Below are 21,592 nucleotides of genomic sequence, written 5' to 3' on the forward strand. Positions count from 1 at the left end.
AATGCAGGAAGAGGCGCAGACGCTTTTTCCCGCACCCCATGAACGCCTGCGGCTTGTTGTACTCTGGCTGATCTCCGTGGTCGGCATTCTGCTCCTCGTTGGTCTGCATCCGCGCAGCCTGTGCGGCGCGGCCTTTTCTGCGGTGCTCATTTGGCTCTCCTATCTCGACATCAGGGATGGTATGCTCTACGACTGCATCACCATTCCGTTTGCCGTGTTTGGGCTTGTTCCGGCACTCGCAGAGATGATTCCTCTGTGGGAGGCACTGATTGGTGGGACGCTTTGCGGCGTCTTATTTTATTGCCTGTATATCGTGGCTCATGGCGGACTCGGCGGCGGCGACATCAAACTTGCCGCTGCGCTCGGTGTCTGGCTCGGATGGGAGGCAGCGGTGATCGCCGTATGGATTGCATTTATGCTGGGCGGCATCGCAGCCGCGTTTCTCCTGATTACTGGACGAAAAGGGCGGCGTGACGGAATTCCATTCGGGCCGTTTCTCGCGGTCGGCGGTTATATCGCCTTTGTCGCAGGGGCGCAGCTCTGGCAGTTCTACTGGGGGGCGCTGTAATGCGGCGCGTTGATATGCGCGGAACGGTGCTGCTGAACGTGCTCATCGCGCTCGCCGTGCTCGGCATACTGCTCTCGACGGCGCTTCCCGCCGCGTTTACCCTCTATGCACGTGCGGCTGTGGAGTATGAGGCAGTGCACCTCATCGGCGAACTGCGCCGCATACAGGCGATCAGCCGGACGACAGCGATGCCGCTCTATATGCTGGAAGGGAGGCTCTCATGGGAACGCGCACCGCGTCTCAACATCCGCGCTGACGGCTATACGCTGCATCGTCCCTTCGGTGAGGATGTGCGTTCCTATACGTTGCTGCCGCTCGTACGATTCAAGCAGGATACGGCGACGGAGACGCCTGTCATATTCGATCGGAATGGAAATATTGCGGACGGGAGCCATAACATGACGATTCGCGTCTATGCTGCGGGACATGAGGAGGCGGCGCTGCGCGTTGTGATTGATCGTGCGGCACGGATTCGTCTGCACCGAGGAGAGGACAATGCGGTGGATGAGGGCTGATGAGGAGCGCGGATGGATTCTTCTCGAGACCGCTGTGCTCGGACTCCTTGTTCTCGCGACTGCGGCGGCACTGAGTATTTTTGCACGGACGGCGCTCCTTGCAGATCTCGCCTCTGCGCGTACAGAGGCAGCGCTTGCTGCACGGGCGCAATTTTCGCTGATGGAGGCGGAATTGGATCAGGGAATACTGCCGCTGAGTGAGGCTGCGGAGATCCAGTCGCATGAGCACCGCTATCACGTCGAGAAGATCGTCACGCGTACAGAGGAGTTTTACGATGTATCTCTGCGCCTTTCGTGGCAGATTTTGGGGCGCGAGGAGCAGGCAGAGTTTGTGCGGAGGCTGACGCGTCATGTGCAGGTGCAAAGCAGTCCCTAACAGGGACGCGAAGGATGAGCGGGGCGTTTTGCTCATGGAGCTTGCCGTCAGTCTGCCGATTTTCGCGCTGCTGCTGACCTTTCTCGCCTTTGCCCTCGTGTGGAGCTGGCGCAGTTATCAGCGCGAGATTGCCGATGCCGAGCTGCGGCAGGAGATGCAGATCGCCGCTGCGCGGATTGTGGAGTCCGCCCTGCTGTCCGATCATATCGGAGAGCGTCAGCGAGGCGTGTATGAAATGCGGCAGGCAACGAAGGACGGTGCACCGCTGGATTACTACTGGCTCAGTGATGAGGGACGGTTGGTGTTCAATGCGGTGACGGCGCCCATCACGGGCTCGTTCGTGGGCGCACGGGTGCGCATCACGGCGTTCTCTGTGCAGGAGGATCGGCACTATCCGCGCCTCTATCATATTGAGATGACGGGGCGGAGCGTTGAGACAGGGCGCACGTACAGCATTGCGACTTCTGTCTATCTGCGGGAGGATATGGGTGAGAAATAGGAACGAACGCGGCGCGATCTCCGCAATCGGGCTTTGCATACTGATGACGGTGCTCCTGCTTGGTCTCGCCGCGATGCAGTTCATGCGCAGCGGCAGCAGTGTCGCTGCTGAATATGAGCGTGAGATGCAGCTGCGCCTCGCCGCCGAGAGCGGTGTGGAGACGGCTGCTGCGCAGATTGAGCGGTATGCTGTGCCGAACGTGGGGGAGCGAACGCGTGTCGATGTGGACGGCGTTCCAATGGCGGCGGGGATTGAACTTCACGTATATATTGAACGGTCGAAAGAGCGCAGCGGCAGGGAGTTCCTCGATGTGATCGCAGCAGCTGTCGATCGTGCGGGGACGCGGATCCCCGATGGAGAGGACTGGACGCGGGCAAAGACGGTTCGCGGGCGCATGGAAAAGAAGGGAGATCGCTATGTCTGGCGCCGCTGGTATTAGGCTGCCGTGGGTGACGAGCGAGGCAGTCGGCATCTATCCCTCTGAACGCGGACTGCTGCTTGCCCGTCTGTGCTCCACGGAGGAGCGCGGGGGAGCATGGACACTGGCAGAATCGCGCGTGTCAGAGGGGCCCTGTCCCGCACTTACGGATGCAGCGGCGCTCTCCCTGTCGGTACGGGAGGAGATCCTGCGTGCGGGATGGGGGAAGCTGCCGCTCTCTCTTGCACTCCCCTCGTCTGAAGCCCACACGGAGGAGCGCACCCTGCCCGTGCAGCTGACGGGCACGGAACTAAGGGAGGCGCTCCTCTGGTCGCTGCGCGCTGAGACGGATGAGGCGGGGACACCACTGTCCGATGAGATGCGGCTTTGCTGTATGGAGCTGCCGGACACTGCGCCGCCGTGCTATTGGACTGCACGTATGGAGGAGCGACGTATACAGGGATACTTCTCTGCGTTTGCCGCTGCGGGGCTCGATCTGCGGCGGCTCACCGTCTGCCCGCCGACAAACGATGTGCTGGCGGCACAGATTGAGGGCGTGTGTGCGCCGCGTATGCCGTGGGAGACAATGGAAGAGGATATGCTTGCTCCTGCCGTCTATGCGGGACTCCTTGTGCGTAGGGGAATGCCGGAGCATCTGTATTGGTCTGCGCCGCCGCGCCTCATTGGAGCGCTGCGGCCACAGATGTCTGTCTTGATCGCCGTTCTTGCTGCCGCGCTCTTTCTTGTGCAGGTGACGGCAGATCTTGCCGCCTGCGTGACGGCGCGTACGGCGTGCGCGCACGCGGAGGAGGAGCTTGCACTTCGGCAGTCCGAGCGTCTGCGCATGGAGGAGTTCTTCGCGCTGCACAGCGCTGTCATGGAGCGGGAGCAGCTTCTGGCAGAGTTTACGGCGGCCTCTCTGCCGGCCCGCGCTCTGCTTGTGCATCTTGGTGCCGTGACGGTGGAGGGAGTGCAGCTTACGGGGATCTACGCGGAGGAGCACGGAGTTCGGATCGAGGGGAACGCGGCAGACTATGCGGTACTCGCCGCGTGGATGGGGACGATGGAGGAGGACGCCTTTTTCCCTGCGGATATCATGCTCGAACAGGCGGTGCAGGAGCAGTCTGCTGATGCACCGGAGCACATTCACTTTGTTCTGCACAGCAGTTGGTAGGGAGGCGCAATGGGACAGTTATCCGAGCGGCAGCGTATCGAGATCGCATTGATATGGGCGCTTGCCCTTCTCCTCCTCTATCTTTTCGTGCTCGCACCGTTTTTTACGGCGCAGCGTGATGCGGCATACGCCGAGCGTGCAGCGGCTGAGGCAATGCTCACGCGCATCGATGTATACCAGCAGATGCTGCGCACGGATGAACAGGCAGAGGCAAAGCTGCGTGTGCGGCAGGCGCGCCTGACAGACGCTCTGCCCGAGGAGGGCGGGCAGGGGGAGTTCATTCACACCGTGGAGGTGCTTGCACGGCGCAGCGGTGTGACGATTGAGGGGATTGCGCCGCAGCCTGTCAAGACTGCGGGAGAGATTGTACTTCAACCGATTGAACTCAAGTTCCGTGGGAATTATTTCGCAGTGCTTTCCTTTCTGCGTGCCGTGCAGGAGGGAGAACGCTGTGCCAAGGCTGCCTCCTTTGCACTCACGGCAGAGGGGGCGGAACTGCACGGCGTTCTTCTTCTTCACATTGCTGCATACGCAGGAGGTGTGCAGCAGTAGTGTCTGCGGGGGCTTCCTGCAGCATAACAAAGACGGATGTATTTGCAGGAAAAGACCGTCTTTTATCGAATTTAGTTTACGTATAGACAAAAATACTTACAGATTGTATAGGGGGACTGTGCATGGGGCATCTGCGGTTTGTCACGGGTGGTGAATCACACGGCGCAGCACTGACGGCGATTCTCGACGGAATGCCGGCGGGGCTGCGTGTTTTGCGCGAGGCGATCGACGAACAGCTTGCGCGCCGCCAACGTGGGTATGGGCGCGGCGACCGCATGAAGATTGAGACGGATCGCGTCGAGGTTCTTTCGGGACTGCGCTTTGGCGAGACGCTTGGCTCGCCCATCACGCTGCAGGTTGTGAATCATGACTTTGCAAATTGGACGGAGCGCATGGATCCCTTTGAGGAACCAACGGGCGCAAAGGTAACTGCCGTTCGTCCGGGGCACGCCGATCTTACGGGTGTGCTGAAATACGACCGTGCGGACGCGCGCGATATCCTCGAACGCTCCAGTGCCCGCGAGACGACGATGCGCGTCGCCGTCGGTGCGGTTTGCCGTCAGCTGCTTGCGGCTATGGGCGTGACCGTCGCCTCCCATGTGACGGAGATCGGCGGTGTGACGGTGGATCGCACGGCGATTCGGGATGAGGATGTCGGTGTGACGAACAGCAGCGATTTGAACTGCTGCGACCCCGCGGCTGAGACGCGTATCAAGGCGCGCATTGACGAGGCGAAGGCAGCGGGCGATACGCTCGGCGGCGTATTTGAGGTTGTTGTGCACGGCCTGCCCGTCGGGCTCGGTTCCCATACGCAGTGGGATCGGCGTCTTGACGGGCGGCTTGCCGGTGCCGTGATGTCCATTCAGGCGATCAAGGGCGTGGAGATCGGCGCGGGCTTTGCGTGTGCGCATCTGCCGGGCAGCGAGGTCCACGATGAGATCCACCGGGGAGCGGACGGCCGCCCCTGCCGCAAGACGAATCGCGCAGGCGGACTCGAGGGCGGCATGACGAATGGAGAGACGCTTGTCGTGCGTGCGGCGATGAAGCCCATTCCGACGCTGATGACACCGCTGCAGACGGTCGATCTTGCCACGGGGGCAGCGGTCTCGGCGAGCAAGGAGCGCAGCGATGCCTGTGCGGTTCCTGCCGCCTCCGTGGTCGGTGAGGCGATGGTCTCCTTTGTCCTCGCGGACGCGATCTGCACGCAGTTCCACGCGGACTCCATGACCGATCTCACAGCTTCGCTCGCCGCCTACCGCGAGCGGCTGGAAAGTCGATGGATGAACCGATGAAGAACGTTGTTTTGATCGGCTTTATGGGCACGGGCAAGACAAGCATTGGGCGTCTGCTTGCCACGCGGCTCGGCTGTGCCTTCCATGACCTTGACCGAAAGATCGAGGAGCAGCACGGCATGAGCATCCCTGCAATGTTTGCACAGCATGGTGAGTCGTATTTCCGCGCACGCGAGAAGGAAGCCGTGCGCGATGCGGCGGGGCGTGCAAATCTCGTTATTGCAACGGGCGGCGGCACGGTCAAGGATCCCGAAAATATCGCGCTGCTGCGGCAAAACGGGATCCTTGTGGCGCTGACCGCCGATGTTGACACGATCCTTCAGCGGACGCGGGCACGCGGCACACGTCCCGTCCTCGATCATGTGGACGAGGGCGATCGCCGTGCGGCGGTCGTGCAGCTGCTCGAAGAGCGAAAGAGCCTCTACGATGGGGCAGATATCACGATTGATACGAGCGGCCGCGCGCCGCTCGAGGTGGCGGAGCACATCCTGCAGGCACTGCGGATTTGGAGAAAATGATATGCGCAAGGTAACAGTCGAACTTGGGGCACGCAGCTATCCAATCGTGATCGGAAGCGGGCTCGCCGATGAAATCATTTCATTCGTGCGCGCGGCGGGGTATTCCGCGCGCGGCATGCTCGTCACGGATACGAACATCGCGCCGCTCTATGCAGCACAGACTGCGGAGCTGCTTGTCCGTGCGGGCGTGCAGGCAGAGATCGCGACGATTCCGGCGGGCGAGTCCTCGAAGAGCCTCACGGCGGCAAACGATCTCTTTACGCGCGCGATTGAGCTTGGTCTGGATCGGCGCTCGCCGATCATCGCGCTTGGCGGCGGCGTGGTCGGCGATCTTGCGGGCTTCGTCGCGGCCACCTATATGCGGGGTGTACCTTTCATCCAGTTCCCGACAAGTCTCCTCGCACAGGTTGATTCAAGCGTCGGAGGCAAGGTCGCTGTCAACCACCCGCTCGGAAAGAATCTCATCGGCGCCTTCTACCAGCCGGATGCGGTCTTTATGGAGTTGGATTTCCTGCGCAGTCTGCCGAAGCGCGAGATTGCGACGGGGCTCGGCGAGATCATCAAGTACGGCATCATCTGCGATGCCGATTTCTTTGCGTGGCTTGCGGAGAACCGCGCAGACGTGCTCGCCCTTGAACCTGCTGCAGCGGTGCATATGATTGCGCGCTCGTGCGAGATCAAGGCGGATGTTGTGCGGCAGGACGAGTGCGAGAGCGGGCTCCGACGCATCCTGAACTTCGGTCATACGATTGCCCACGCGATTGAGAAGGAGACGGGCTATGTGCGCTATCGGCACGGCGAGGCGGTCGCGATCGGCATGGTCGGCGCGGCGGATATCAGCGTGCAGATGGGACTCCTCGCGGACGGTGAACGCATCCGTATCAACGACCTGATCCGCGACATGGGACTGCCGTACTCTGCCGAGGGCGTGACGGCAGATGCGATGTACGCCGATCTCTTTCACGACAAGAAGACGGTGGGCGGGCGTATTCATTGGGTACTTGCCGAGGGGATCGGAACCGTCTCCGTGCACAGCGATGTGCCGGAAGATGTGGTGCGCAAAACGTTGTTGGGACTTTCTTACTAATAACTATTAAGTATTTATTCTTTTACAACGAAATAATTCTGAGAGGAGGTCAGCGGAACATGAATCAGAAATTATGTGTATTCGTGCAGGTGCTTTTTTTTGCCATGCTTCTTTGCATGGGGCATACCGTTTCCGCTGAGACCTCGAAGCTCTCATGGGAGTACTGGGAGACGAACACGCCGCAGTCCGATGCACATGCGGCGAAGACAGTTCCTGCGTTTCCCAAGGAAGAGGGGCGTTGGCGGCAGTTCAATCCGCAGTTCGGCGTCGCCGTCCCCGAGGGGACACACTATGTCTGGGTGCGCGTCTACATTCCGCCCGATACGGGTGTCGACGAGAGTCTCTTCTTCACCACGACGGATCAGGGTGTGCAGATCTTCCTCGATGGGGTCTCCATCTACCGCTACGGTGATCTCAACGATCAGAACAGCTCCTACGGTCGGAAGTGGCATCTCGTCGATTTGCCTGCGTGGGCGGTCGGGCGTCATCTCATTATGCAGATCCATTCCGATAACATATGGGTGCTCGGACAGTTCGACCGCGTTCAGCTGGACCGCGCCGCACATCAGATCGAGGATGTCTTTGTCTACGACTTTCCCTATGTCAGCGGCATTACTGCACTGCTCGTATTCATTCTGCTCCTCGGTGTCTATTTCTTTGCAGAGACGGATCTCAGGGATCTCTACCTGCGCATGATTGTCGTCTTGTTCGTCTTCTTTGTTTGGATGTTCAGTGCATCTAGTGTCGTGCTCCTGTGGTTTGACTGGCCTGTGCTCTGGCTGGACGTGGAGCTTGTTTTTTCCTACCTTATCCCGCTTTCTGCGAATTTGCTCATCTACAGAGTGATTGACGAACGCTATCAAAAGAACATCCTTCAAACATCCTTCGTCTATGGAATCATTCTCCTGCTTGCCGTGCTGCTGGAATTCTCGGGGCAGAACGGGCTGTACCTTATGCGGTTCTTCTTCTATCCCACACTTCTTGTCTGCGGTCTGATGACGGGGTATTGGCTCTGGTCGTGCCACAAAGCCGGCAATGAGCGCTGCCGCTCGCTCCTCATTGCGTTCGGCACACTCTCGGGGCTTGCTGTGATTGACGGAATGGCACTTCAGTATCGGCTCTTTGCATGGCATACGTACTACGTTCCGTTCGGCATCTATACGATCGGCTTCTTTATCGTCCAGCTGATTCTGGAGCGTGCCGCCCATGAGCGCTACCTTACCGAACTCTCCGCGAGCCTTGAGAATGAGGTCAGTGCGGTGACGAAACGCATGGAGGTCGATCCGCTCACAGGCGTGTTTAACCGCAACAAATTCTCGACGGCGACGCGAGATTTCATGCGGATCTCGCTCGAGATTAAAGAGCCGTTCGCCGTTATCATGCTTGACATCGATCATTTCAAGCACATCAACGATACCTACGGGCACGATGTCGGCGATGAGGTGCTCGTGGGGTTCGCGCAGACGATCAGCGGGTTTCTTGATCGTCGGCACATCCTCATCCGCTGGGGCGGCGAGGAGTTCATTCTGCTCTGCCTCCACTACGACGGGGTGGAGGCGGAGGCGTTTGCCAACACGATCCGCGAGGCGGTCGCTGCGGCACATATCCATCCCTCGGATCAGGTGACGTGCAGCGGCGGCGTTGCCGTCTGGTACGGCACGGAGGCAGATACGGCAGAACACATAGTGAAGCGTGCGGATACGGCGCTCTACCAATCGAAGGAGAACGGACGCAACCGCATCACCTGCGAGCCGGACTGGCAGACACATATGCCGCCGCGCCGTCCGCGTCAGAAGTCAAAAGAAAAAATGCGTGATGGCAATCGCTCCGAGATGAATACGGCGGGGCTCCGGGATCACTGAGCCGTTTGGCATCATAAGAGCTGATAAAATTTTTCTTGCGTGAAGGCGCATCTTATGCTATAGTCACTGAGTATGTGTGTGGATGGTCCGCTGGGCGGCATGAGCTGTCTATGAACGTCCGAACGAAGGAGGAAACATATGAATATCATCGAGGTTCTTGAAAAGGAGCAGCTTCGCTCCGACATCCCGCAGTTTGCACCGGGGGATACGATCCGCGTCCATGCGCGCATCGTCGAGGGCACGCGCGAGCGCATTCAGGTGTTCGAGGGCGTGGTGATCGGCCGCCAGGGCACGGGCGTGCGCGAGACCTTCACCGTGCGCCGCATTGCATCGGGCGTCGGCGTTGAGCGTCTCTTCCCCGTGCACTCCCCGCGTATCGCAAAGATCGAGGTGACGCGCCGCGGCATCGTCCGTCGTGCGAAGCTCTACTATCTGCGCGGACTTACGGGCAAGGCGGCTCGCATTCGGGAAAAGCGCTGATTCAGAATGGATGGGGACTGCTGCGGCAGTCCCTATTTTGCTCTGTGTTCCTGTTTGAGAGGAGGAGTTTATGGAAAAGGAAACATCGACTGCAGCCGAAATCAAAGACTGGGTTATCTCCATCGTCGTTGCCGTTGCACTCGCTATGTTCATCCGTACCTTTATCGTGGAGCTCTACGTCGTCGACGGCCCGTCCATGCGTCCGACGCTCGAGTCGGAGGAGCGCCTCGTCGTCAATAAATTCATCTACCGATTCCGCCCGCCGGAGAAGGGCGAAGTCCTCGTCTTTCAGTATCCGCGCGACCCGAGCCGTGACTTCATCAAGCGCGTGATCGCGACACCGGGCGATACGATTGAGATCCGCGAGGGGCGCGTGCTCGTCAACGATCAGCTGCTCACGGAGGACTACATCCTCGAAAAGACGCGCAGCGAGTACCCGAAGTCCACCGTACCCGAGGGGCGTGTCTTCGTTATGGGGGACAACCGCAACAATTCCGAGGACAGTCGCTTTGCCGATGTCGGCTTCGTGCCGTACGACCTCATAAAGGGCAAGGCGATGATTGTCTTCTGGCCGATTTCGCAGTATAAGACGCTCTGACGGAGGAACGCCATGCGCTTTGTATCATGGAATGTCAACGGACTGCGCGCCGCCCTCAAAAAGGGCTTTATGGAGTCCTTCAAGGAACTCGATGCCGATGCGTTCTGCCTGCAGGAGACGAAGATGCAGGAGGGGCAGGCGATCCTCGATCTGCCCGGCTATGAGCAGTATTTTTACAGCGCGGAGAAGAAGGGGTACTCGGGTACGGCGATCTTTACGCGGATCAAGCCTCTTTCCGTCAATTATGGGATCGGCATCGAGGAGCACGACCACGAGGGGCGTGTCATCACAATGGAGTACGAGGATGTGTATCTCGTCACCGTCTACACACCAAACTCGAAGAACGCACTCGCACGCCTCGACTACCGCATGGCATGGGAGGATGCCTTTCGCGCCTTCCTGCTTGACCTGCGTGCGAAAAAGCCCGTTGTCGTCTGCGGCGACCTCAATGTTGCACACACGGAGATCGACCTCAAAAATCCGAAGAGCAACCGCCGCAATGCGGGCTTTACGGACGAGGAGCGCGGCAAATTCACGGAGCTTCTTGCTTCGGGGTTCGTCGATACCTTTCGCGCTCTCTATCCGGACAAGACAGGAGCCTATACATGGTGGTCGTATCTGCGCCACGCGCGTGAGACAAATGCGGGATGGCGCATCGACTACTTCCTCGTCTCCGAGGAGCTGGAGGGCCGCATCGCAGCGGCAGAGATCCATGCGGATGTATTCGGGAGCGATCACTGCCCCGTATCATTGACGTTGAAATAGGGGAGACTATGGCAGAATTGAAAGAAGAACTCGCGCGCGAAATAGCAAAACGGCGCACATTTGCCATCATCTCACATCCGGACGCGGGCAAGACCACGCTCACAGAGAAGCTGCTCCTCTACGGAGGCGCAATCCATCTCGCCGGCTCGATCAAGTCGCGCAAGACGCAGCGTCATGCCGTCTCCGACTGGATGGAGATCGAAAAGCAGCGCGGTATCTCCGTCACATCCTCTGTCCTGCAGTTCGACTATGACGGCTACCGCATCAACATCCTCGATACACCGGGGCATCAGGACTTCAGCGAGGACACCTACCGCACGCTGATGGCGGTGGACAGCGCCGTCATGATTATCGACGCGGCGAAGGGCGTCGAGGCGCAGACGCGCAAGCTGTTCCGCGTCTGCCGTCAGCGCGGCATCCCTATCTTCACGTTCGTCAACAAATTGGATCGTTTCGGCAAAGCGCCGCTTGACCTGATGGATGAACTCGAGAACGTCCTCGGCATCCGCTCGTATCCGATGAACTGGCCGATCGGGACGGACGGCACCTATCGCGGTGTCTATGACCGCGAGAAGAACCGCATCGAGCTCTTTGCCGAGGACGTGACGCACGGGCAGGAAACGCGTGTCTCTGAGGTATTCGAGATGGACGATCCTGCGTGGAAGGAGCGTGTCGGCGCAGATGCTGCCGCGGCGCTCGCTGACGATATCGAACTGCTGCGCGACGCAGGTGAGAAGTTCGACCGCGCAGCCGTGGATGCGGGCGAACTCACACCCATGTTCTTCGGCTCGGCGATGACGAACTTCGGCGTGCAGAACTTTCTCGAGGAATACATCAGGCTTGCGCCGACACCCGCGCCGCGTATGTCCTCGGACGGCGTGATCGAGCCGGACGACGAGAAATTCTCGGGCTTTGTGTTCAAGATCCAGGCGAATATGAACCCTGCGCACCGTGACCGCCTCGCATTTATCCGCATCTCGTCGGGCAAGTTCGACCGCAATATGAGCGTCTGGCACGCACCCTCGGGCAAGCTTATCAAGCTTGCACAGCCGCAGCAGTTCCTCGCGCAGGATCGCCAGATCATCGACACGGCATATCCCGGCGACATCGTGGGGCTGTTCGACCCCGGCGTATTCGGCATCGGGGATACGCTCTGCGACCCCGCGCACAAGTTCAAGTTCGAGGACTTCCCCGTGTTCCCGCCCGAGCGCTTTGCGCGTGTTGCGGCAAAGGACACGATGAAGCGCAAGCAGTTCGTCAAGGGAATCGAACAGCTCACGCAGGAGGGCGCGATTCAGCTCTTCGAGCAGGTCGGCGCAGGGCTCGACAGTTACATCGTCGGCACGGTCGGCACGCTCCAGTTCGAGGTGCTCGAGTATCGGCTGAAAAACGAGTACAACACGGAGATCACGATGCAGATGCAGCCGTTCGAGACGGCACGCTGGCTGGCGTTCCCCGACGGGCGCACGATCAAGCCCGCCGATCTGCGCGGTGCGGATCGCGGCATGTTCGTCCATGACCGCAACGGCAACCCCGTCCTTCTCGTGAATAACGAGTGGGCACTTGGCTGGATTCGCGAGAACAACCCCGATCTGCAGCTCGGACAGGTACCGTTCGATCGCAGAGAGGCATGATAGAAAACAAGCGGGAGATATTGTCGCAGTGACAATATCTCCCGCTTGTTTATATACAATGCTGTCTAGCATGGAAGAAATACTAATATTATCTTTCACAATAGCGATTAATGTTGTGAAAAATTACTTGTTTGACAAGTGGACATTTCTATACTTTTGGAGTATATTTACACTGTGCCTAGAAAAGCTTACCTTTGGGAGAAAGGATCATGAAAAAAATTCTGATTGGGGCTCTATTTGCAATGATATGTTTTACTCCTTTTAGTATTGCACAAGCAACAATTCTACCATCTAGAATACAGTTAGACGGTCTTGGAATGAAGACAACCCTTGAAGAGATTAAAGATAAATATGGAAGACCTGATTATGTCGATTCATCTGCATCTGGATATACTCGATGGAATTGGGATTCAGGATTGTCAATTCTTCATCGTAGATATAAATTCCTTACGGCTACTGCAACCAAACCTGGTCTTGTTACGTTTGATGATGTGTCCGTAGGTGATCCTGCATATCGTCTCACGGATGTTTATGGAACGGCAGATAGGGTGTTTACAAATTCTCAGTGCGATGTTTACTATTACTATAACGAAAAAGGTGTGGGGTATCTTTCTTTTTCGGTATCAAAACTTACAGGGGATATTGTTGAAATTCATATAGATCGGACCTCAGTGTGATATATTAATTTGTAATGGATGTTTAGACTCTCTTTTTGCAAAAAACAAGGGACATTCTGTTATTGTGGCAGAATGTCCCTTTGTATTTTAATATGGTTGTTTCATCGTATATCGATTGACGAAGTCCCGTACCTCCTCGTATGCAGCGATGCTCTCCGCGAGTTCCGGCAGAACGAGCGGGAAGACGTGGGGCATTTCGGGATAGACGGTGAATGTCACAGACGTTCCGTCCGCCTTCGCTTTTTCTGCAAGCTGTTCGTCTTCCGTCAGCAGGAGGTCGTAACCGCCGGTCTGGATCAGCATCGGCGGCAGTTCGCTGAGGTCGGCGTGAATCGGAGAAAGGCGCGGATCGTCGAGCGGGAGGCTGCCAGCATACGGCGGTGTTTTGCGCAAGTGGGGCGCAAACGGTGTGCCCTCACCGAGCACCTTGTCCTTGGTAAAGTTCTCCGTGCGTGACGTGCCATCCTTGTGCTCGAAGTCCGCCCACGGCGAGAGGAGGATGAGTGCCGCAGGCTGCGGCAACCCCTTGTCTCGCAGGTGGAGCGCAAGTGCTACGGCGAGATTGCCGCCCGAAGAGTCGCCAAAGATGATGATATCTGAGGGGCGTGTCCCGTGCGCAAGGAGCCCCTGATAGACCGTCGCCGCATCCTCAAGTGCAGCAGGATAGCGATGGAGCGGTGCATGTCGGTAGTCCACACAGTATATTTCGCGTGCGTTCGTACACTCTGCCTGACGCACGGCAAACGTGCGGTAGAGATCCGTGAGACCGCTCATATAGGCACCGCCGTGGAGTTGGAGCACAACCCTCTTGGTGGTTGGTTTCGGTGGTGCGAGACGCTCGACCGGAACGTTTCCGATGGAGGTCTTTTCATATGCCCAGCCCTCGGGGGCGGTGAACGACGCAGGTTTTTTGTCCTCAGGCGGGCAGTAGAGTGCGTCCATTTGTGTCTTGATGTACGCCTGTTTCGCTTCGCCTGTGAGAACGATGCCGCGCACTTCGGGGACGGCGGATGTTTCACCAAATCCACAGTGCGGAAGGACAGCAAGCCCAAGGATAAGGGCAGCAGCACTGATATATCGCTTCCATGTGTTCATGGCGTCTGTTTCCCGCCTGTGGCAAATGCCTCGTCTGCCCATGTGAGGAGTGCATCCTCGACACCCGCCTCATGTTCGTTCAGCGTCTGCCCTTCCGAGGTGATGTAAAGGCTGCGTCCGTCCGCGTAGGCGATGAGGATGTTATAGGCGGGGTTCGTCACGGTCTCCGCGCGTGCGCCGTAGTCGTTCTCGGCGGCAATATTTCGCTCGGAAATGATCTTATGCAGGCTCGCTTCGAGCTCGGGTGTCCAAGGAATGTACCTCTCACGGATATCCAGACGGCGGCCGTTTGTGAACTCCTTGGCGACAAATTCCCCGAGGCACGGGATGAGAGCGTTCGGATCCAGCCCTTGTTCTGCGATTTCCTCCGCCGAGAATGCATCCTTGACAAAACCGTCAATCTGCCAGATCATGCGCATGAGTGTGCCGTCCGTGACGGGGTGGCGGAACTCCATCGTCAGCTGCCGAATTTCGGTGTGCTCGGACGGGGCGGTTCTTGTCGGCTGCATGGGTGCTGCCTCGGGGGCCGCCGCAGCTTCCGCTCCGAGAAAGAGCAGCGGAACGAATATGGCGGCGAAGCAGTACCGCGCGGCTTTGTGCGCGAATGTCATCGTCGTCTCCTTTTCAGCTGAACAGATCGTTCAGTGCTTCGGTCATGGTCGGGTGGGTGTAGATGGCAGAGCCGAGCGCGGCGGCAGTGATGCCGTGGTCGATTGCCATTTTCATGAGGTTGATCATCTCCTGCGACTCGGGACAGAAGAAATGAGCACCGAGGATCGTGTCCGTCTTTGCGTCAACAACTGCCTTGAGAATGCCGGCGGGCTTCTTGTAGACCTGTGCCTTCGGGATGGCGGCGACCTCAAGGCGGAGGATGCGTACGTCAAAGCCCGCTGCCTCTGCCTGTGCCTCCGTCATACCGACGCGCGAGAGCGGCGGATCGAGGAAGACGGAGTAGGGGACGGCTCCGCGATTTGCCGTTGTGCGTGTTCCGCTGCCCGCAAGCTGATCCTTTACAATGCGGAAATCGTCGAGAGAAATGTAGGTGAACTGCAGGCCGCCCGCGACATCGCCCATCGCCCATATGTGCGGTACGTTCGTGCGGAGGTGCTCGTCAACGGCGACCGCACCGCGCTCCGTCACAGCAACGCCTGCCGCCGCAAGATTCAGCCCTTCGATGTTCGGGCGGCGGCCCGTTGCAATGAGGATGGCGTTCGCCGCGAGCGTCTTCTCTCCGTCCGCCGTCTGCACGACGACATTCGCACCGCCGGCACTGTCCTCGATGCGCTGTACCTTCGCCCCCATCAGAATATGGATGCCGCGATCATTTGTGTGCTGCAGGACGCGTGCGGCGATCTCCGTGTCTTCACGCGGAATGAAGGCATCGCCGTCCTGTACGACGGCGACGGACGAGCCGAAGTTGGCGTAGTACGATGCGAACTCCAGCCCAATGTAGCCGCCGCCGATGATGACGAGCTTCTCGGGCAGCTCGTCCAGCTCCATCATCGTCTCGCTCGTGTAGACGTGCATGCTCTCTGCCGCACCCTCGATCGGCGGGACGAAGGGCAGTGCACCCGTATTGATGAAGATGCGGTCCGCCGTGACGGTCTGCTCTCCGTCTGCGCCGACAATGCGTACGGTATGTGCATCGACAAACGAGGCCTCTCCGTCAATGACGACAGCACCCGTCCCTGTCACCTTGGCGTAGTTCTTTTCGCGCAGCATCGCTGTGAGGCGGCGTTTCTCTGCAATCGCCGCACGATAGCGCTCCGCCTTTGCCGCAAAGTCGCCGCCTGCCGCTGCCGAGAGCCGTGCACTGTACTCCAGCGACTTCGACGGGATGCAGGCGACGTTGATGCAGGTGCCGCCGTAACGCTCCTTTGACCGCTCGACGAGGGCGACCGTTTCGCCCTTCTTCGCGAGGAAGCCCGCGAGCGTCTTGCCTGCCTTGCCGAAGCCGATGATGAGATTTTGATATGATGTGTTCTGCATGGGATATGCTCCGTTTCTGTTGAAATTTATATGACTGTTGTTATTATAGCATTTTTTGAAACAGTGAAGAGAAATATTGTGGAAAAAATGTGCATCTCATTTACAAAGTACAGGATTCCTCTTATAATGATAGATAATTATTCTCTGTCAATGGAAAGGAGCGGACTATGCTGACGCATGAAATACTGGCACCGCATACAGAACTCCTGCTGCAGCACGATCTGTTCGAGGGAATCCCGGCAGATGCTCTGCCGGTGCTTCTGAATGCGCTTGGCGGCGAGATGAAGCGTTATGCGGCGGGGACGGATATCATGCGCATGGGGCGTCCGCCGATTGTGACGGGCATCATCCTCACAGGGGCAATCGAGGTATCGTTCCTCAACGAGAACGCCGACCAGATCGACATGAATATCTTCGAGGCGGGCAAGAGTTTCGGCGAGACGATGGAGGGGGCGAATCTCGCGGCAAGCCGTATGTTCGTCAAGGCACTCAGCGATACGCTGATCCTGCGCCTGCAGTTTCGACAGCTCTACGAGCGTTCCTCGTGCAGCGATCCGCATCTCTGGCGCTTTACGCTGAATATGCTGCGCAGAATTTCGCAGAAGGGCATATTCTATCAGCACAAGATCCGCATCATGGGGCAGAAGAGCATCCGCGCAAAGCTCAGCGTCTATCTGCAGGCGATCTCTGTTGAGGGGGACGGTACCGCTGTACGCGATCTGAACCAGACCCAGCTTGCACGCTACCTCGGCGTGGAGCGCAGCGCACTCAGCCGCGAGATGAGCCACATGCGCGACGAGGGGATCATCGACTATGACCGCAAGACCCTGCGCGTGCTTAATCCGGATTTTTTAGCAGTTTAGGAAGCACGCAAAAAGACCTGCTGCTTTTTTGCAGCAGGTCTTTTCTCATGAGGAAACGTAAATCTTACACCATCTCTTCGGGATGGAAGACCTCGTCGAACTTCTCGGCGGTGAGGAAGCCGAGGGCAACGCACGCCTCCTTGAGGCTGATGTTCTCGTCGAATGCCTTGTGTGCGGTCTTCGCAGCGTTCTCGTAGCCGATGTACGGGTTCAGAGCCGTGACGAGCATCAGCGAACGGTGGAGGTTCTCGTGCATCTTCTCGCGGTTCGCCGTGATCCCCGTGACGCAGCGGTCGTTGAACGACTTGAGGGAGTCGGTGAGGAGTCGTGCGGACTGGAGGAAGTCGTAGATCATGACGGGCATGAACACGTTCAGCTCGAAGTTGCCCTGTGAGGCGGCAATGCCGATGGCGGCATCGTTGCCCATGACCTGTACGGCGACCATCGTGACGGACTCGCACTGCGTCGGGTTGACCTTGCCCGGCATGATGGAGCTGCCCGGCTCGTTCGCGGGGATCGTGATCTCACCGAGACCGCAGCGCGGCCCTGCTGCGAGCCAGCGGATATCGTTCGCGATCTTCATCATGTTCGCGGCGAGTCCCTTGAGTCCGCCATGTGCAAAGACGATTGCGTCCTTGCTCGTGAGCGCGTGGAACTTGTTCGGCGCGGTGACGAACTTCTTGCCCGTCAGCTCACTTGCCGCCTGTGCGACGGCGACATCGAAGCCCTTCGGCGTGTTGAGCCCCGTGCCGACAGCGGTGCCGCCGAGTGCGAGTTCGTGGAGGAAGGGCAGTGCTGCCTGCAGCTGCTTCTTAGACTGCTCGAGCATGGCAAGCCAGCCGCTGATCTCCTGCGTAAAGGAGATGGGAACGGCATCCTGCAGGTGCGTGCGCCCTGTCTTGACGATGCCCTCGTTCTCCTTCATCAGGCGGCGGAATGTGTTCGCGAGGAGATCGATGCTCGGGAAGAGGCCGTCCTCAATGGCGATGACCGCTGCGATGTGCATCGCCGTCGGGAACGTGTCATTCGAGCTCTGCGACATATTGGAGTGATCGTTCGGGTGCAGGATCTTTTCGCCTGCGATCTCGTTGCCGCGGTTCGCGATGACCTCGTTGACGTTCATGTTCGACTGTGTGCCGCTGCCCGTCTGCCAGACCGCGAGCGGGAAGTGCTCCGCAAGCTTGCCCGCGATGATCTCATCGCAGGCCGCCTTGATGGCGTTCAAGCGTTTCTCGTCGAGCTTGCCGAGCTTGTTGTTTGCAATCGCGGCGGATTTCTTCAGAATGCCGAATGCGTGAATGATCTCGGCAGGCATCTTCTCAATGCCAATGGGGAAATTCTCAAAGCTGCGCTCCGTCTGCGCCGCCCAGTACTTGTCCGCCGGAACCTTGACCTCGCCGAGGGAATCGTGTTCGATGCGATACTCCATTTGGATTGTCCTCCTTAAAATTATGATAGTAGAGAGAAAAATCTGCTAATGAGAGTATAGCATAAAACAATGAAAATGAGAATGTTTATCTTGCAAAATTATGATAAATTTTCTGTAAAATCGTCTGTGCGGCAATGCCGATGCCGATGCCCGTCAATATCCCGACGAAGCCGAGCACGGGAGCGTAGGAAAAGAGTGCGGAGGTCTGCATGACAGCAGCGGCGACGAGAAGCTGCGCCATGTTGTGCAGGAAGCCGCCCGCCGCACTGATGCCGACGATGGACAGCTGCGAGTGCTGTTTCAGCAGCACCATCGCCGCGAAACTCGCCGCGCCGCCCGCGAGACTGTAAAGCAGGGGAGCAAGTCCGCCGCCGAGAGCAGAGGCGAGGAGGATGCGCAGTGTGAGCATCAGTGCAGCATCGCGCATCGGGAGAATGCAGAGCGCGATCAGCGTGACAATGGCGGCGAGCCCAAGCTTTGCGCCCGGTACGGGCAGCGGCAGGGGGAGGAAGCCTTCAAGTACGAAGAGAATGAGGGAGAGTGCGGTGAGGAGTGCAATGTGTGTGATTCGGTGAATATTGCTCATATCATTTCACTTCGATCAGAAGTCTATGCGGGAGGCAGGCGATCACGTCGCCTTTTTTCGATGCTTTGCCCGTGTGCACGCAGACGAGGTCAGGGCAGTCGGCATGGATGACGGCGATCGTTTCGCCCTCAATGCGGATGGTGTTCGTTCCGTCCTCGTCCGCAATGACAATCTCCTCCGTGCCCGTGTGTCCCGTGAGCGGGATATCATAGAGCTGCACATTGTTCTGTGTGATTACGGCATGCCGTATTTCATTGTCCGTGCGTGTGAAAAAAAATACGGCACCGATCCCACAGAGGAGGAGCAGTGCGCCGATGAGGACAAGATCGTTTTTCTTCATTGGGATTCCTTGCCTTGACGAATGTTTTCGATCACAGTACAATAGCTTTTAGATGCCTTTTCCAAGCTCACGCTGCCAGTAGGCAAGATCGGGCTCGTTCAGAGGCAGGTCAATGGCCTGTCCGTTGTCGTAGCAGAAGCGGACGCGGATGGTCGTTGCCTTGCGGACGGAGGGGAGACTGGCGCGGGGGAGTTCGACGAAGAATTTATTCTCGTTTTTGTACGGACTGTCCGCCTCGGGCACAGGACGCGGCGTATACTTGGTAGATGCCTTCATTTCCCATGCGGTACCGTCCGTGTAGAGGACAACGTCGGGCAGGAGTTTTGCCTCGTCAAAGCGGTAGTCCCACAGCGTGAGGGTTGCACCTTCGAGCCGCCCCTCACCCGTGTAGGATGTCTGAAAGTCGATGCGTGCGTAGGCAGAGAGGCTGCGCGCTGTGCGATGGTCGATCTGGTAGGTGTAGGAGAGACCGAAGATGCCGACGAGGATGAGGAGCAGGGCGATGAGGATGACGAGTTGACGGAACAGGTTCTGCACGGCGCGCCTCCTTTCGATAATTTGTTTCGTGGTATTATAACATAGGGGAATGGGATTTGTCAGCAGTTGATGAAAATGGGATACAGGAGGGGATGAAATGGCGGTAAAGCTGTTTGTATCAGATCTGGACGGGACGATGCTGCCGGACGGCAATGTGGTCTCTGCGGAGAATATCGCGGCGGTGCGCCGCGCGGCGGAGGCGGGGGTCACGGTGACGATTGCGACGGGGCGCATGTTCGAGGCGGCGCTGCCCGTTGCCGAGGCGCTCGGCGTGGATGTGCCCATCATCTCCTACAACGGCGGGCTCATCAAGAGCCCGAGCGGGTGTGTCTACGAGGAGCACACGGTCGATCCCGCGCTTGCACATGATCTCATCGCGTTCTGCAAGGAGCGCGGATGGTACATTCAGAGCTACAGCGGCGGCGTGCTGCGCTATGTCGAGCCGTGCGATGAGTCACGTTTCTATGAGAATTCGCAGAAACTCACGGGCGAGGCGGTCGGCTGGGACGGCCTCTTTGCACACACGTCAGGAAACTGCAAGCTGGTTCTCGTGACAAAGGAGCTTTCAGTGACGCTTACGCGCGCGGAGGCGGTGCTTGCTGCATTCGGCGAACGAGTGGATGTAATGCGCTCAGCGAATCATCTGATCGAGATTGTGCCGAAGGGCATCTCCAAGGCATCGGCACTGAAGTCTCTTGCGGGCAAACTCGGCATCGCCATCGAGGAAACGATGGCGATCGGCGATGCGTACAACGATCTGCCCATGCTGAAGGCAGCAGGCAAGAGCGTTGCGATGGGCAACGCGTTCCCCGAGGTCAAAGAGGTGACGGACTACGAGACGCTCTCCTGTGAGGAGAACGGGCTTGCAGCGGCAATCTACCACTATGTGCTCGGCATGGGAGCGGATGCCCCCGTACCAATGACGAGGGGCTAAGTCATGGCAATTAAACTCATTGCGCTCGATCTGGACGGGACTCTGCTCAATTCGGAAAAGCAAATCACGACGCGCACGAAGGATATCATCGCGCGCGCCATGGCACGCGGTGTGACGGTGACGATTGCAACGGGGCGCATGCTGCGCTCGGCGCTCTACTTCGCGCGCCTCATTGCATCCGATGCGCCCGTTATCTGCTGCAACGGCGGATATGTCGGAACGGCGAAGGGCGATCCGCTCTTTGCGCGCTATTTTGAGCCTGCACTTACACGAGAGTTTCTGACATTTGCCTACGAGCGCAGCTGGTACGTGAACTGGTACAACGGCATCGAGATCTACGCGCCGGAGTACCGTGCAGAGTGCTTTGCCGCCTATCGAACGACGGCGAATTTCGTGGTGACGGAGGTTGGGAACGACTATCTCAGCTACACGGAGAACGTACCGCAGTTCGTCCTCCGTGAGATGGAGAACGGGGTTGACTCTTACGTCAGCGAGGTGCGGGAACACTTCGGCGGACGCCTTGTGCCGCAGCAGAATACGGGCACGAGCGTTGACATCAACCCACCCGGCATCAACAAGGCGGTCGGCGTGCAGGCGCTCGCGGACGCGATGGGGCTCAGCCTTGACGAGGTGATGGTTGCGGGCGATGCGGACAATGACTTTGAGATGCTCTCGATGGGTGCGTTCTCCGTCGTTCCCGCGAATGGTCTCCCCGGGGCAAAAGAGCGCGCCCGTTATGTGACGGCATCGAACGATGCGAATGGGATTGCCGCTGCGATTGAGAAATTTGTACTGTGAGGTGAG

The 21,592-nt window shown here is 58.3% G+C and carries 26 protein-coding genes; 19 read left to right on the forward strand and 7 right to left on the reverse strand.

Annotation, left to right across the window (positions count from 1 at the left end; genetic code table 11):
• Position 1 precedes the first annotated feature (1 nt).
• The 16 genes from BCS37_RS01975 (at position 2) to BCS37_RS12030 (ending at position 13,015) form a co-directional block, all read left to right on the forward strand.
• Positions 2–568 carry a prepilin peptidase gene (locus BCS37_RS01975; protein ID WP_069179904.1) on the forward strand — a complete coding sequence of 189 codons (567 nt, stop codon included), beginning with the start codon at positions 2–4 and terminating at the stop codon, positions 566–568.
• Positions 568–1,083 (forward strand): pilus assembly FimT family protein, encoded by a 516-nt coding sequence (locus tag BCS37_RS01980; protein ID WP_069179905.1) that lies wholly within the window; start codon positions 568–570, stop codon positions 1,081–1,083. Before BCS37_RS01975 ends, BCS37_RS01980 begins: the two co-directional genes overlap by 1 nt.
• Positions 1,064–1,459: a hypothetical protein gene (locus BCS37_RS01985; RefSeq protein WP_069179906.1), complete on the forward strand. Its 396-nt coding sequence runs from the start codon at positions 1,064–1,066 to the stop codon at positions 1,457–1,459. The genes BCS37_RS01980 and BCS37_RS01985 overlap by 20 nt, the downstream gene beginning before the upstream one ends.
• Complete coding sequence (locus tag BCS37_RS01990) at positions 1,434–1,958, forward strand: prepilin-type cleavage/methylation protein (protein ID WP_069179907.1); 525 nt, start codon at positions 1,434–1,436, stop codon at positions 1,956–1,958. Before BCS37_RS01985 ends, BCS37_RS01990 begins: the two co-directional genes overlap by 26 nt.
• The gene (locus BCS37_RS01995) at positions 1,948–2,397 is read left to right on the forward strand and encodes a hypothetical protein (RefSeq protein ID WP_069179908.1); all 450 of its coding nucleotides are present in this window, start codon (positions 1,948–1,950) and stop codon (positions 2,395–2,397) included. The genes BCS37_RS01990 and BCS37_RS01995 overlap by 11 nt, the downstream gene beginning before the upstream one ends.
• Positions 2,375–3,550 (forward strand): PilN domain-containing protein, encoded by a 1,176-nt coding sequence (locus BCS37_RS02000; RefSeq protein ID WP_069179909.1) that lies wholly within the window; start codon positions 2,375–2,377, stop codon positions 3,548–3,550. Before BCS37_RS01995 ends, BCS37_RS02000 begins: the two co-directional genes overlap by 23 nt.
• Before the next feature lie 9 nt (positions 3,551–3,559).
• Positions 3,560–4,102 (forward strand): type 4a pilus biogenesis protein PilO, encoded by a 543-nt coding sequence (gene pilO, locus BCS37_RS02005; RefSeq protein ID WP_069179910.1) that lies wholly within the window; start codon positions 3,560–3,562, stop codon positions 4,100–4,102.
• Positions 4,103–4,224: 122 nt separating this feature from the next.
• On the forward strand, positions 4,225–5,394 hold the full coding sequence (gene aroC / locus BCS37_RS02010) for a chorismate synthase (RefSeq protein ID WP_069179911.1): 1,170 nt from the start codon (positions 4,225–4,227) through the stop codon (positions 5,392–5,394).
• Complete coding sequence (locus tag BCS37_RS02015; protein ID WP_069181521.1) at positions 5,391–5,912, forward strand: shikimate kinase; 522 nt, start codon at positions 5,391–5,393, stop codon at positions 5,910–5,912. Before aroC ends, BCS37_RS02015 begins: the two co-directional genes overlap by 4 nt.
• 1 nt (position 5,913) lies before the next feature.
• Positions 5,914–6,999, forward strand: coding sequence for a 3-dehydroquinate synthase (gene aroB / locus BCS37_RS02020; protein ID WP_069179912.1), 1,086 nt, complete (start codon positions 5,914–5,916; stop codon positions 6,997–6,999).
• A gap of 59 nt (positions 7,000–7,058) precedes the next feature.
• Complete coding sequence (locus BCS37_RS02025; RefSeq protein WP_069179913.1) at positions 7,059–8,861, forward strand: GGDEF domain-containing protein; 1,803 nt, start codon at positions 7,059–7,061, stop codon at positions 8,859–8,861.
• A 138-nt stretch (positions 8,862–8,999) separates the two neighbouring features.
• Positions 9,000–9,341: a 50S ribosomal protein L19 gene (gene rplS / locus BCS37_RS02030; RefSeq protein ID WP_069179914.1), complete on the forward strand. Its 342-nt coding sequence runs from the start codon at positions 9,000–9,002 to the stop codon at positions 9,339–9,341.
• 70 nt (positions 9,342–9,411) lie between these two features.
• Complete coding sequence (gene lepB / locus BCS37_RS02035) at positions 9,412–9,939, forward strand: signal peptidase I (RefSeq protein WP_069179915.1); 528 nt, start codon at positions 9,412–9,414, stop codon at positions 9,937–9,939.
• A 12-nt stretch (positions 9,940–9,951) separates the two neighbouring features.
• Positions 9,952–10,704: an exodeoxyribonuclease III gene (locus BCS37_RS02040; protein WP_069179916.1), complete on the forward strand. Its 753-nt coding sequence runs from the start codon at positions 9,952–9,954 to the stop codon at positions 10,702–10,704.
• 8 nt (positions 10,705–10,712) lie between these two features.
• Entirely contained in the window at positions 10,713–12,338 is a 1,626-nt protein-coding gene (locus BCS37_RS02045) for a peptide chain release factor 3 (RefSeq protein ID WP_069179917.1), read from the forward strand.
• 209 nt (positions 12,339–12,547) lie between these two features.
• The gene (locus tag BCS37_RS12030) at positions 12,548–13,015 is read left to right on the forward strand and encodes a hypothetical protein (RefSeq protein ID WP_159057705.1); all 468 of its coding nucleotides are present in this window, start codon (positions 12,548–12,550) and stop codon (positions 13,013–13,015) included.
• An 87-nt stretch (positions 13,016–13,102) separates the two neighbouring features.
• On the opposite strand, the gene BCS37_RS02050 is transcribed toward BCS37_RS12030, so the two are convergent.
• From BCS37_RS02050 to BCS37_RS02060, 3 genes are read right to left on the reverse strand one after another with little or no spacing between them, the layout of a single operon-like run.
• Positions 13,103–14,110 carry an alpha/beta hydrolase gene (locus tag BCS37_RS02050; protein WP_069179918.1) on the reverse strand — a complete coding sequence of 336 codons (1,008 nt, stop codon included), beginning with the start codon at positions 14,108–14,110 and terminating at the stop codon, positions 13,103–13,105.
• A complete protein-coding gene (locus BCS37_RS02055; protein ID WP_069179919.1) occupies positions 14,107–14,721 on the reverse strand; it encodes a hypothetical protein in 615 nt (204 codons plus the stop codon). The genes BCS37_RS02050 and BCS37_RS02055 overlap by 4 nt, the downstream gene beginning before the upstream one ends.
• A gap of 13 nt (positions 14,722–14,734) precedes the next feature.
• Positions 14,735–16,099 (reverse strand): FAD-dependent oxidoreductase, encoded by a 1,365-nt coding sequence (locus tag BCS37_RS02060; RefSeq protein ID WP_069179920.1) that lies wholly within the window; start codon positions 16,097–16,099, stop codon positions 14,735–14,737.
• Between the two features lie 167 nt (positions 16,100–16,266).
• Here BCS37_RS02060 and BCS37_RS02065 point away from each other — a divergent pair, with 167 nt between their 5' ends.
• Entirely contained in the window at positions 16,267–16,962 is a 696-nt protein-coding gene (locus BCS37_RS02065) for a Crp/Fnr family transcriptional regulator (RefSeq protein WP_069179921.1), read from the forward strand.
• A 64-nt stretch (positions 16,963–17,026) separates the two neighbouring features.
• On the opposite strand, the gene fumC is transcribed toward BCS37_RS02065, so the two are convergent.
• From fumC to BCS37_RS02085, 4 genes are all read right to left on the reverse strand, one after another.
• A complete protein-coding gene (fumC, locus tag BCS37_RS02070; protein ID WP_069179922.1) occupies positions 17,027–18,391 on the reverse strand; it encodes a class II fumarate hydratase in 1,365 nt (454 codons plus the stop codon).
• A gap of 85 nt (positions 18,392–18,476) precedes the next feature.
• Positions 18,477–18,977 carry a Gx transporter family protein gene (locus BCS37_RS02075; protein WP_069179923.1) on the reverse strand — a complete coding sequence of 167 codons (501 nt, stop codon included), beginning with the start codon at positions 18,975–18,977 and terminating at the stop codon, positions 18,477–18,479.
• A gap of 1 nt (position 18,978) precedes the next feature.
• Entirely contained in the window at positions 18,979–19,317 is a 339-nt protein-coding gene (locus tag BCS37_RS02080; RefSeq protein ID WP_069179924.1) for a NusG domain II-containing protein, read from the reverse strand.
• Positions 19,318–19,365: 48 nt separating this feature from the next.
• A complete protein-coding gene (locus tag BCS37_RS02085; protein ID WP_069179925.1) occupies positions 19,366–19,854 on the reverse strand; it encodes a hypothetical protein in 489 nt (162 codons plus the stop codon).
• Positions 19,855–19,951: 97 nt separating this feature from the next.
• On the opposite strand from BCS37_RS02085, the gene BCS37_RS02090 reads away from it, so the two are divergent.
• Positions 19,952–20,788 carry a Cof-type HAD-IIB family hydrolase gene (locus BCS37_RS02090; protein WP_069179926.1) on the forward strand — a complete coding sequence of 279 codons (837 nt, stop codon included), beginning with the start codon at positions 19,952–19,954 and terminating at the stop codon, positions 20,786–20,788.
• A gap of 3 nt (positions 20,789–20,791) precedes the next feature.
• Positions 20,792–21,586 (forward strand): Cof-type HAD-IIB family hydrolase, encoded by a 795-nt coding sequence (locus BCS37_RS02095; protein ID WP_069179927.1) that lies wholly within the window; start codon positions 20,792–20,794, stop codon positions 21,584–21,586.
• Positions 21,587–21,592: the final 6 nt, after the last annotated feature.

The sequence above is a fragment of the Selenomonas sp. oral taxon 920 genome (assembly GCF_001717585.1).
Lineage (GTDB): Bacteria > Bacillota > Negativicutes > Selenomonadales > Selenomonadaceae > Centipeda.

What these genes read in the sequence shown, in the direction of transcription:
- lepB (WP_069179915.1), top strand. Translation starts at nt 9,412, where the DNA reads ATGGAAAAGGAAACATCGACTGCAGCCGAAATCAAAGACTGGGTTATC.
- BCS37_RS02000 (WP_069179909.1), top strand. Translation starts at nt 2,375, where the DNA reads ATGTCTGGCGCCGCTGGTATTAGGCTGCCGTGGGTGACGAGCGAGGCA.
- BCS37_RS02025 (WP_069179913.1), top strand. Translation starts at nt 7,059, where the DNA reads ATGAATCAGAAATTATGTGTATTCGTGCAGGTGCTTTTTTTTGCCATG.
- BCS37_RS02060 (WP_069179920.1), bottom strand. Translation starts at nt 16,099, where the DNA reads ATGCAGAACACATCATATCAAAATCTCATCATCGGCTTCGGCAAGGCA.
- BCS37_RS02095 (WP_069179927.1), top strand. Translation starts at nt 20,792, where the DNA reads ATGGCAATTAAACTCATTGCGCTCGATCTGGACGGGACTCTGCTCAAT.
- aroC (WP_069179911.1), top strand. Translation starts at nt 4,225, where the DNA reads ATGGGGCATCTGCGGTTTGTCACGGGTGGTGAATCACACGGCGCAGCA.
- rplS (WP_069179914.1), top strand. Translation starts at nt 9,000, where the DNA reads ATGAATATCATCGAGGTTCTTGAAAAGGAGCAGCTTCGCTCCGACATC.
- BCS37_RS02055 (WP_069179919.1), bottom strand. Translation starts at nt 14,721, where the DNA reads ATGACATTCGCGCACAAAGCCGCGCGGTACTGCTTCGCCGCCATATTC.
- BCS37_RS12030 (WP_159057705.1), top strand. Translation starts at nt 12,548, where the DNA reads ATGAAAAAAATTCTGATTGGGGCTCTATTTGCAATGATATGTTTTACT.
- BCS37_RS02080 (WP_069179924.1), bottom strand. Translation starts at nt 19,317, where the DNA reads ATGAAGAAAAACGATCTTGTCCTCATCGGCGCACTGCTCCTCCTCTGT.
- pilO (WP_069179910.1), top strand. Translation starts at nt 3,560, where the DNA reads ATGGGACAGTTATCCGAGCGGCAGCGTATCGAGATCGCATTGATATGG.
- aroB (WP_069179912.1), top strand. Translation starts at nt 5,914, where the DNA reads ATGCGCAAGGTAACAGTCGAACTTGGGGCACGCAGCTATCCAATCGTG.
- BCS37_RS01975 (WP_069179904.1), top strand. Translation starts at nt 2, where the DNA reads ATGCAGGAAGAGGCGCAGACGCTTTTTCCCGCACCCCATGAACGCCTG.
- BCS37_RS01990 (WP_069179907.1), top strand. Translation starts at nt 1,434, where the DNA reads ATGTGCAGGTGCAAAGCAGTCCCTAACAGGGACGCGAAGGATGAGCGG.
- BCS37_RS01980 (WP_069179905.1), top strand. Translation starts at nt 568, where the DNA reads ATGCGGCGCGTTGATATGCGCGGAACGGTGCTGCTGAACGTGCTCATC.
- fumC (WP_069179922.1), bottom strand. Translation starts at nt 18,391, where the DNA reads ATGGAGTATCGCATCGAACACGATTCCCTCGGCGAGGTCAAGGTTCCG.
- BCS37_RS02065 (WP_069179921.1), top strand. Translation starts at nt 16,267, where the DNA reads ATGCTGACGCATGAAATACTGGCACCGCATACAGAACTCCTGCTGCAG.
- BCS37_RS02040 (WP_069179916.1), top strand. Translation starts at nt 9,952, where the DNA reads ATGCGCTTTGTATCATGGAATGTCAACGGACTGCGCGCCGCCCTCAAA.
- BCS37_RS01985 (WP_069179906.1), top strand. Translation starts at nt 1,064, where the DNA reads ATGCGGTGGATGAGGGCTGATGAGGAGCGCGGATGGATTCTTCTCGAG.
- BCS37_RS02015 (WP_069181521.1), top strand. Translation starts at nt 5,391, where the DNA reads ATGAAGAACGTTGTTTTGATCGGCTTTATGGGCACGGGCAAGACAAGC.
- BCS37_RS02050 (WP_069179918.1), bottom strand. Translation starts at nt 14,110, where the DNA reads ATGAACACATGGAAGCGATATATCAGTGCTGCTGCCCTTATCCTTGGG.
- BCS37_RS02090 (WP_069179926.1), top strand. Translation starts at nt 19,952, where the DNA reads ATGGCGGTAAAGCTGTTTGTATCAGATCTGGACGGGACGATGCTGCCG.
- BCS37_RS02045 (WP_069179917.1), top strand. Translation starts at nt 10,713, where the DNA reads ATGGCAGAATTGAAAGAAGAACTCGCGCGCGAAATAGCAAAACGGCGC.
- BCS37_RS02075 (WP_069179923.1), bottom strand. Translation starts at nt 18,977, where the DNA reads ATGAGCAATATTCACCGAATCACACACATTGCACTCCTCACCGCACTC.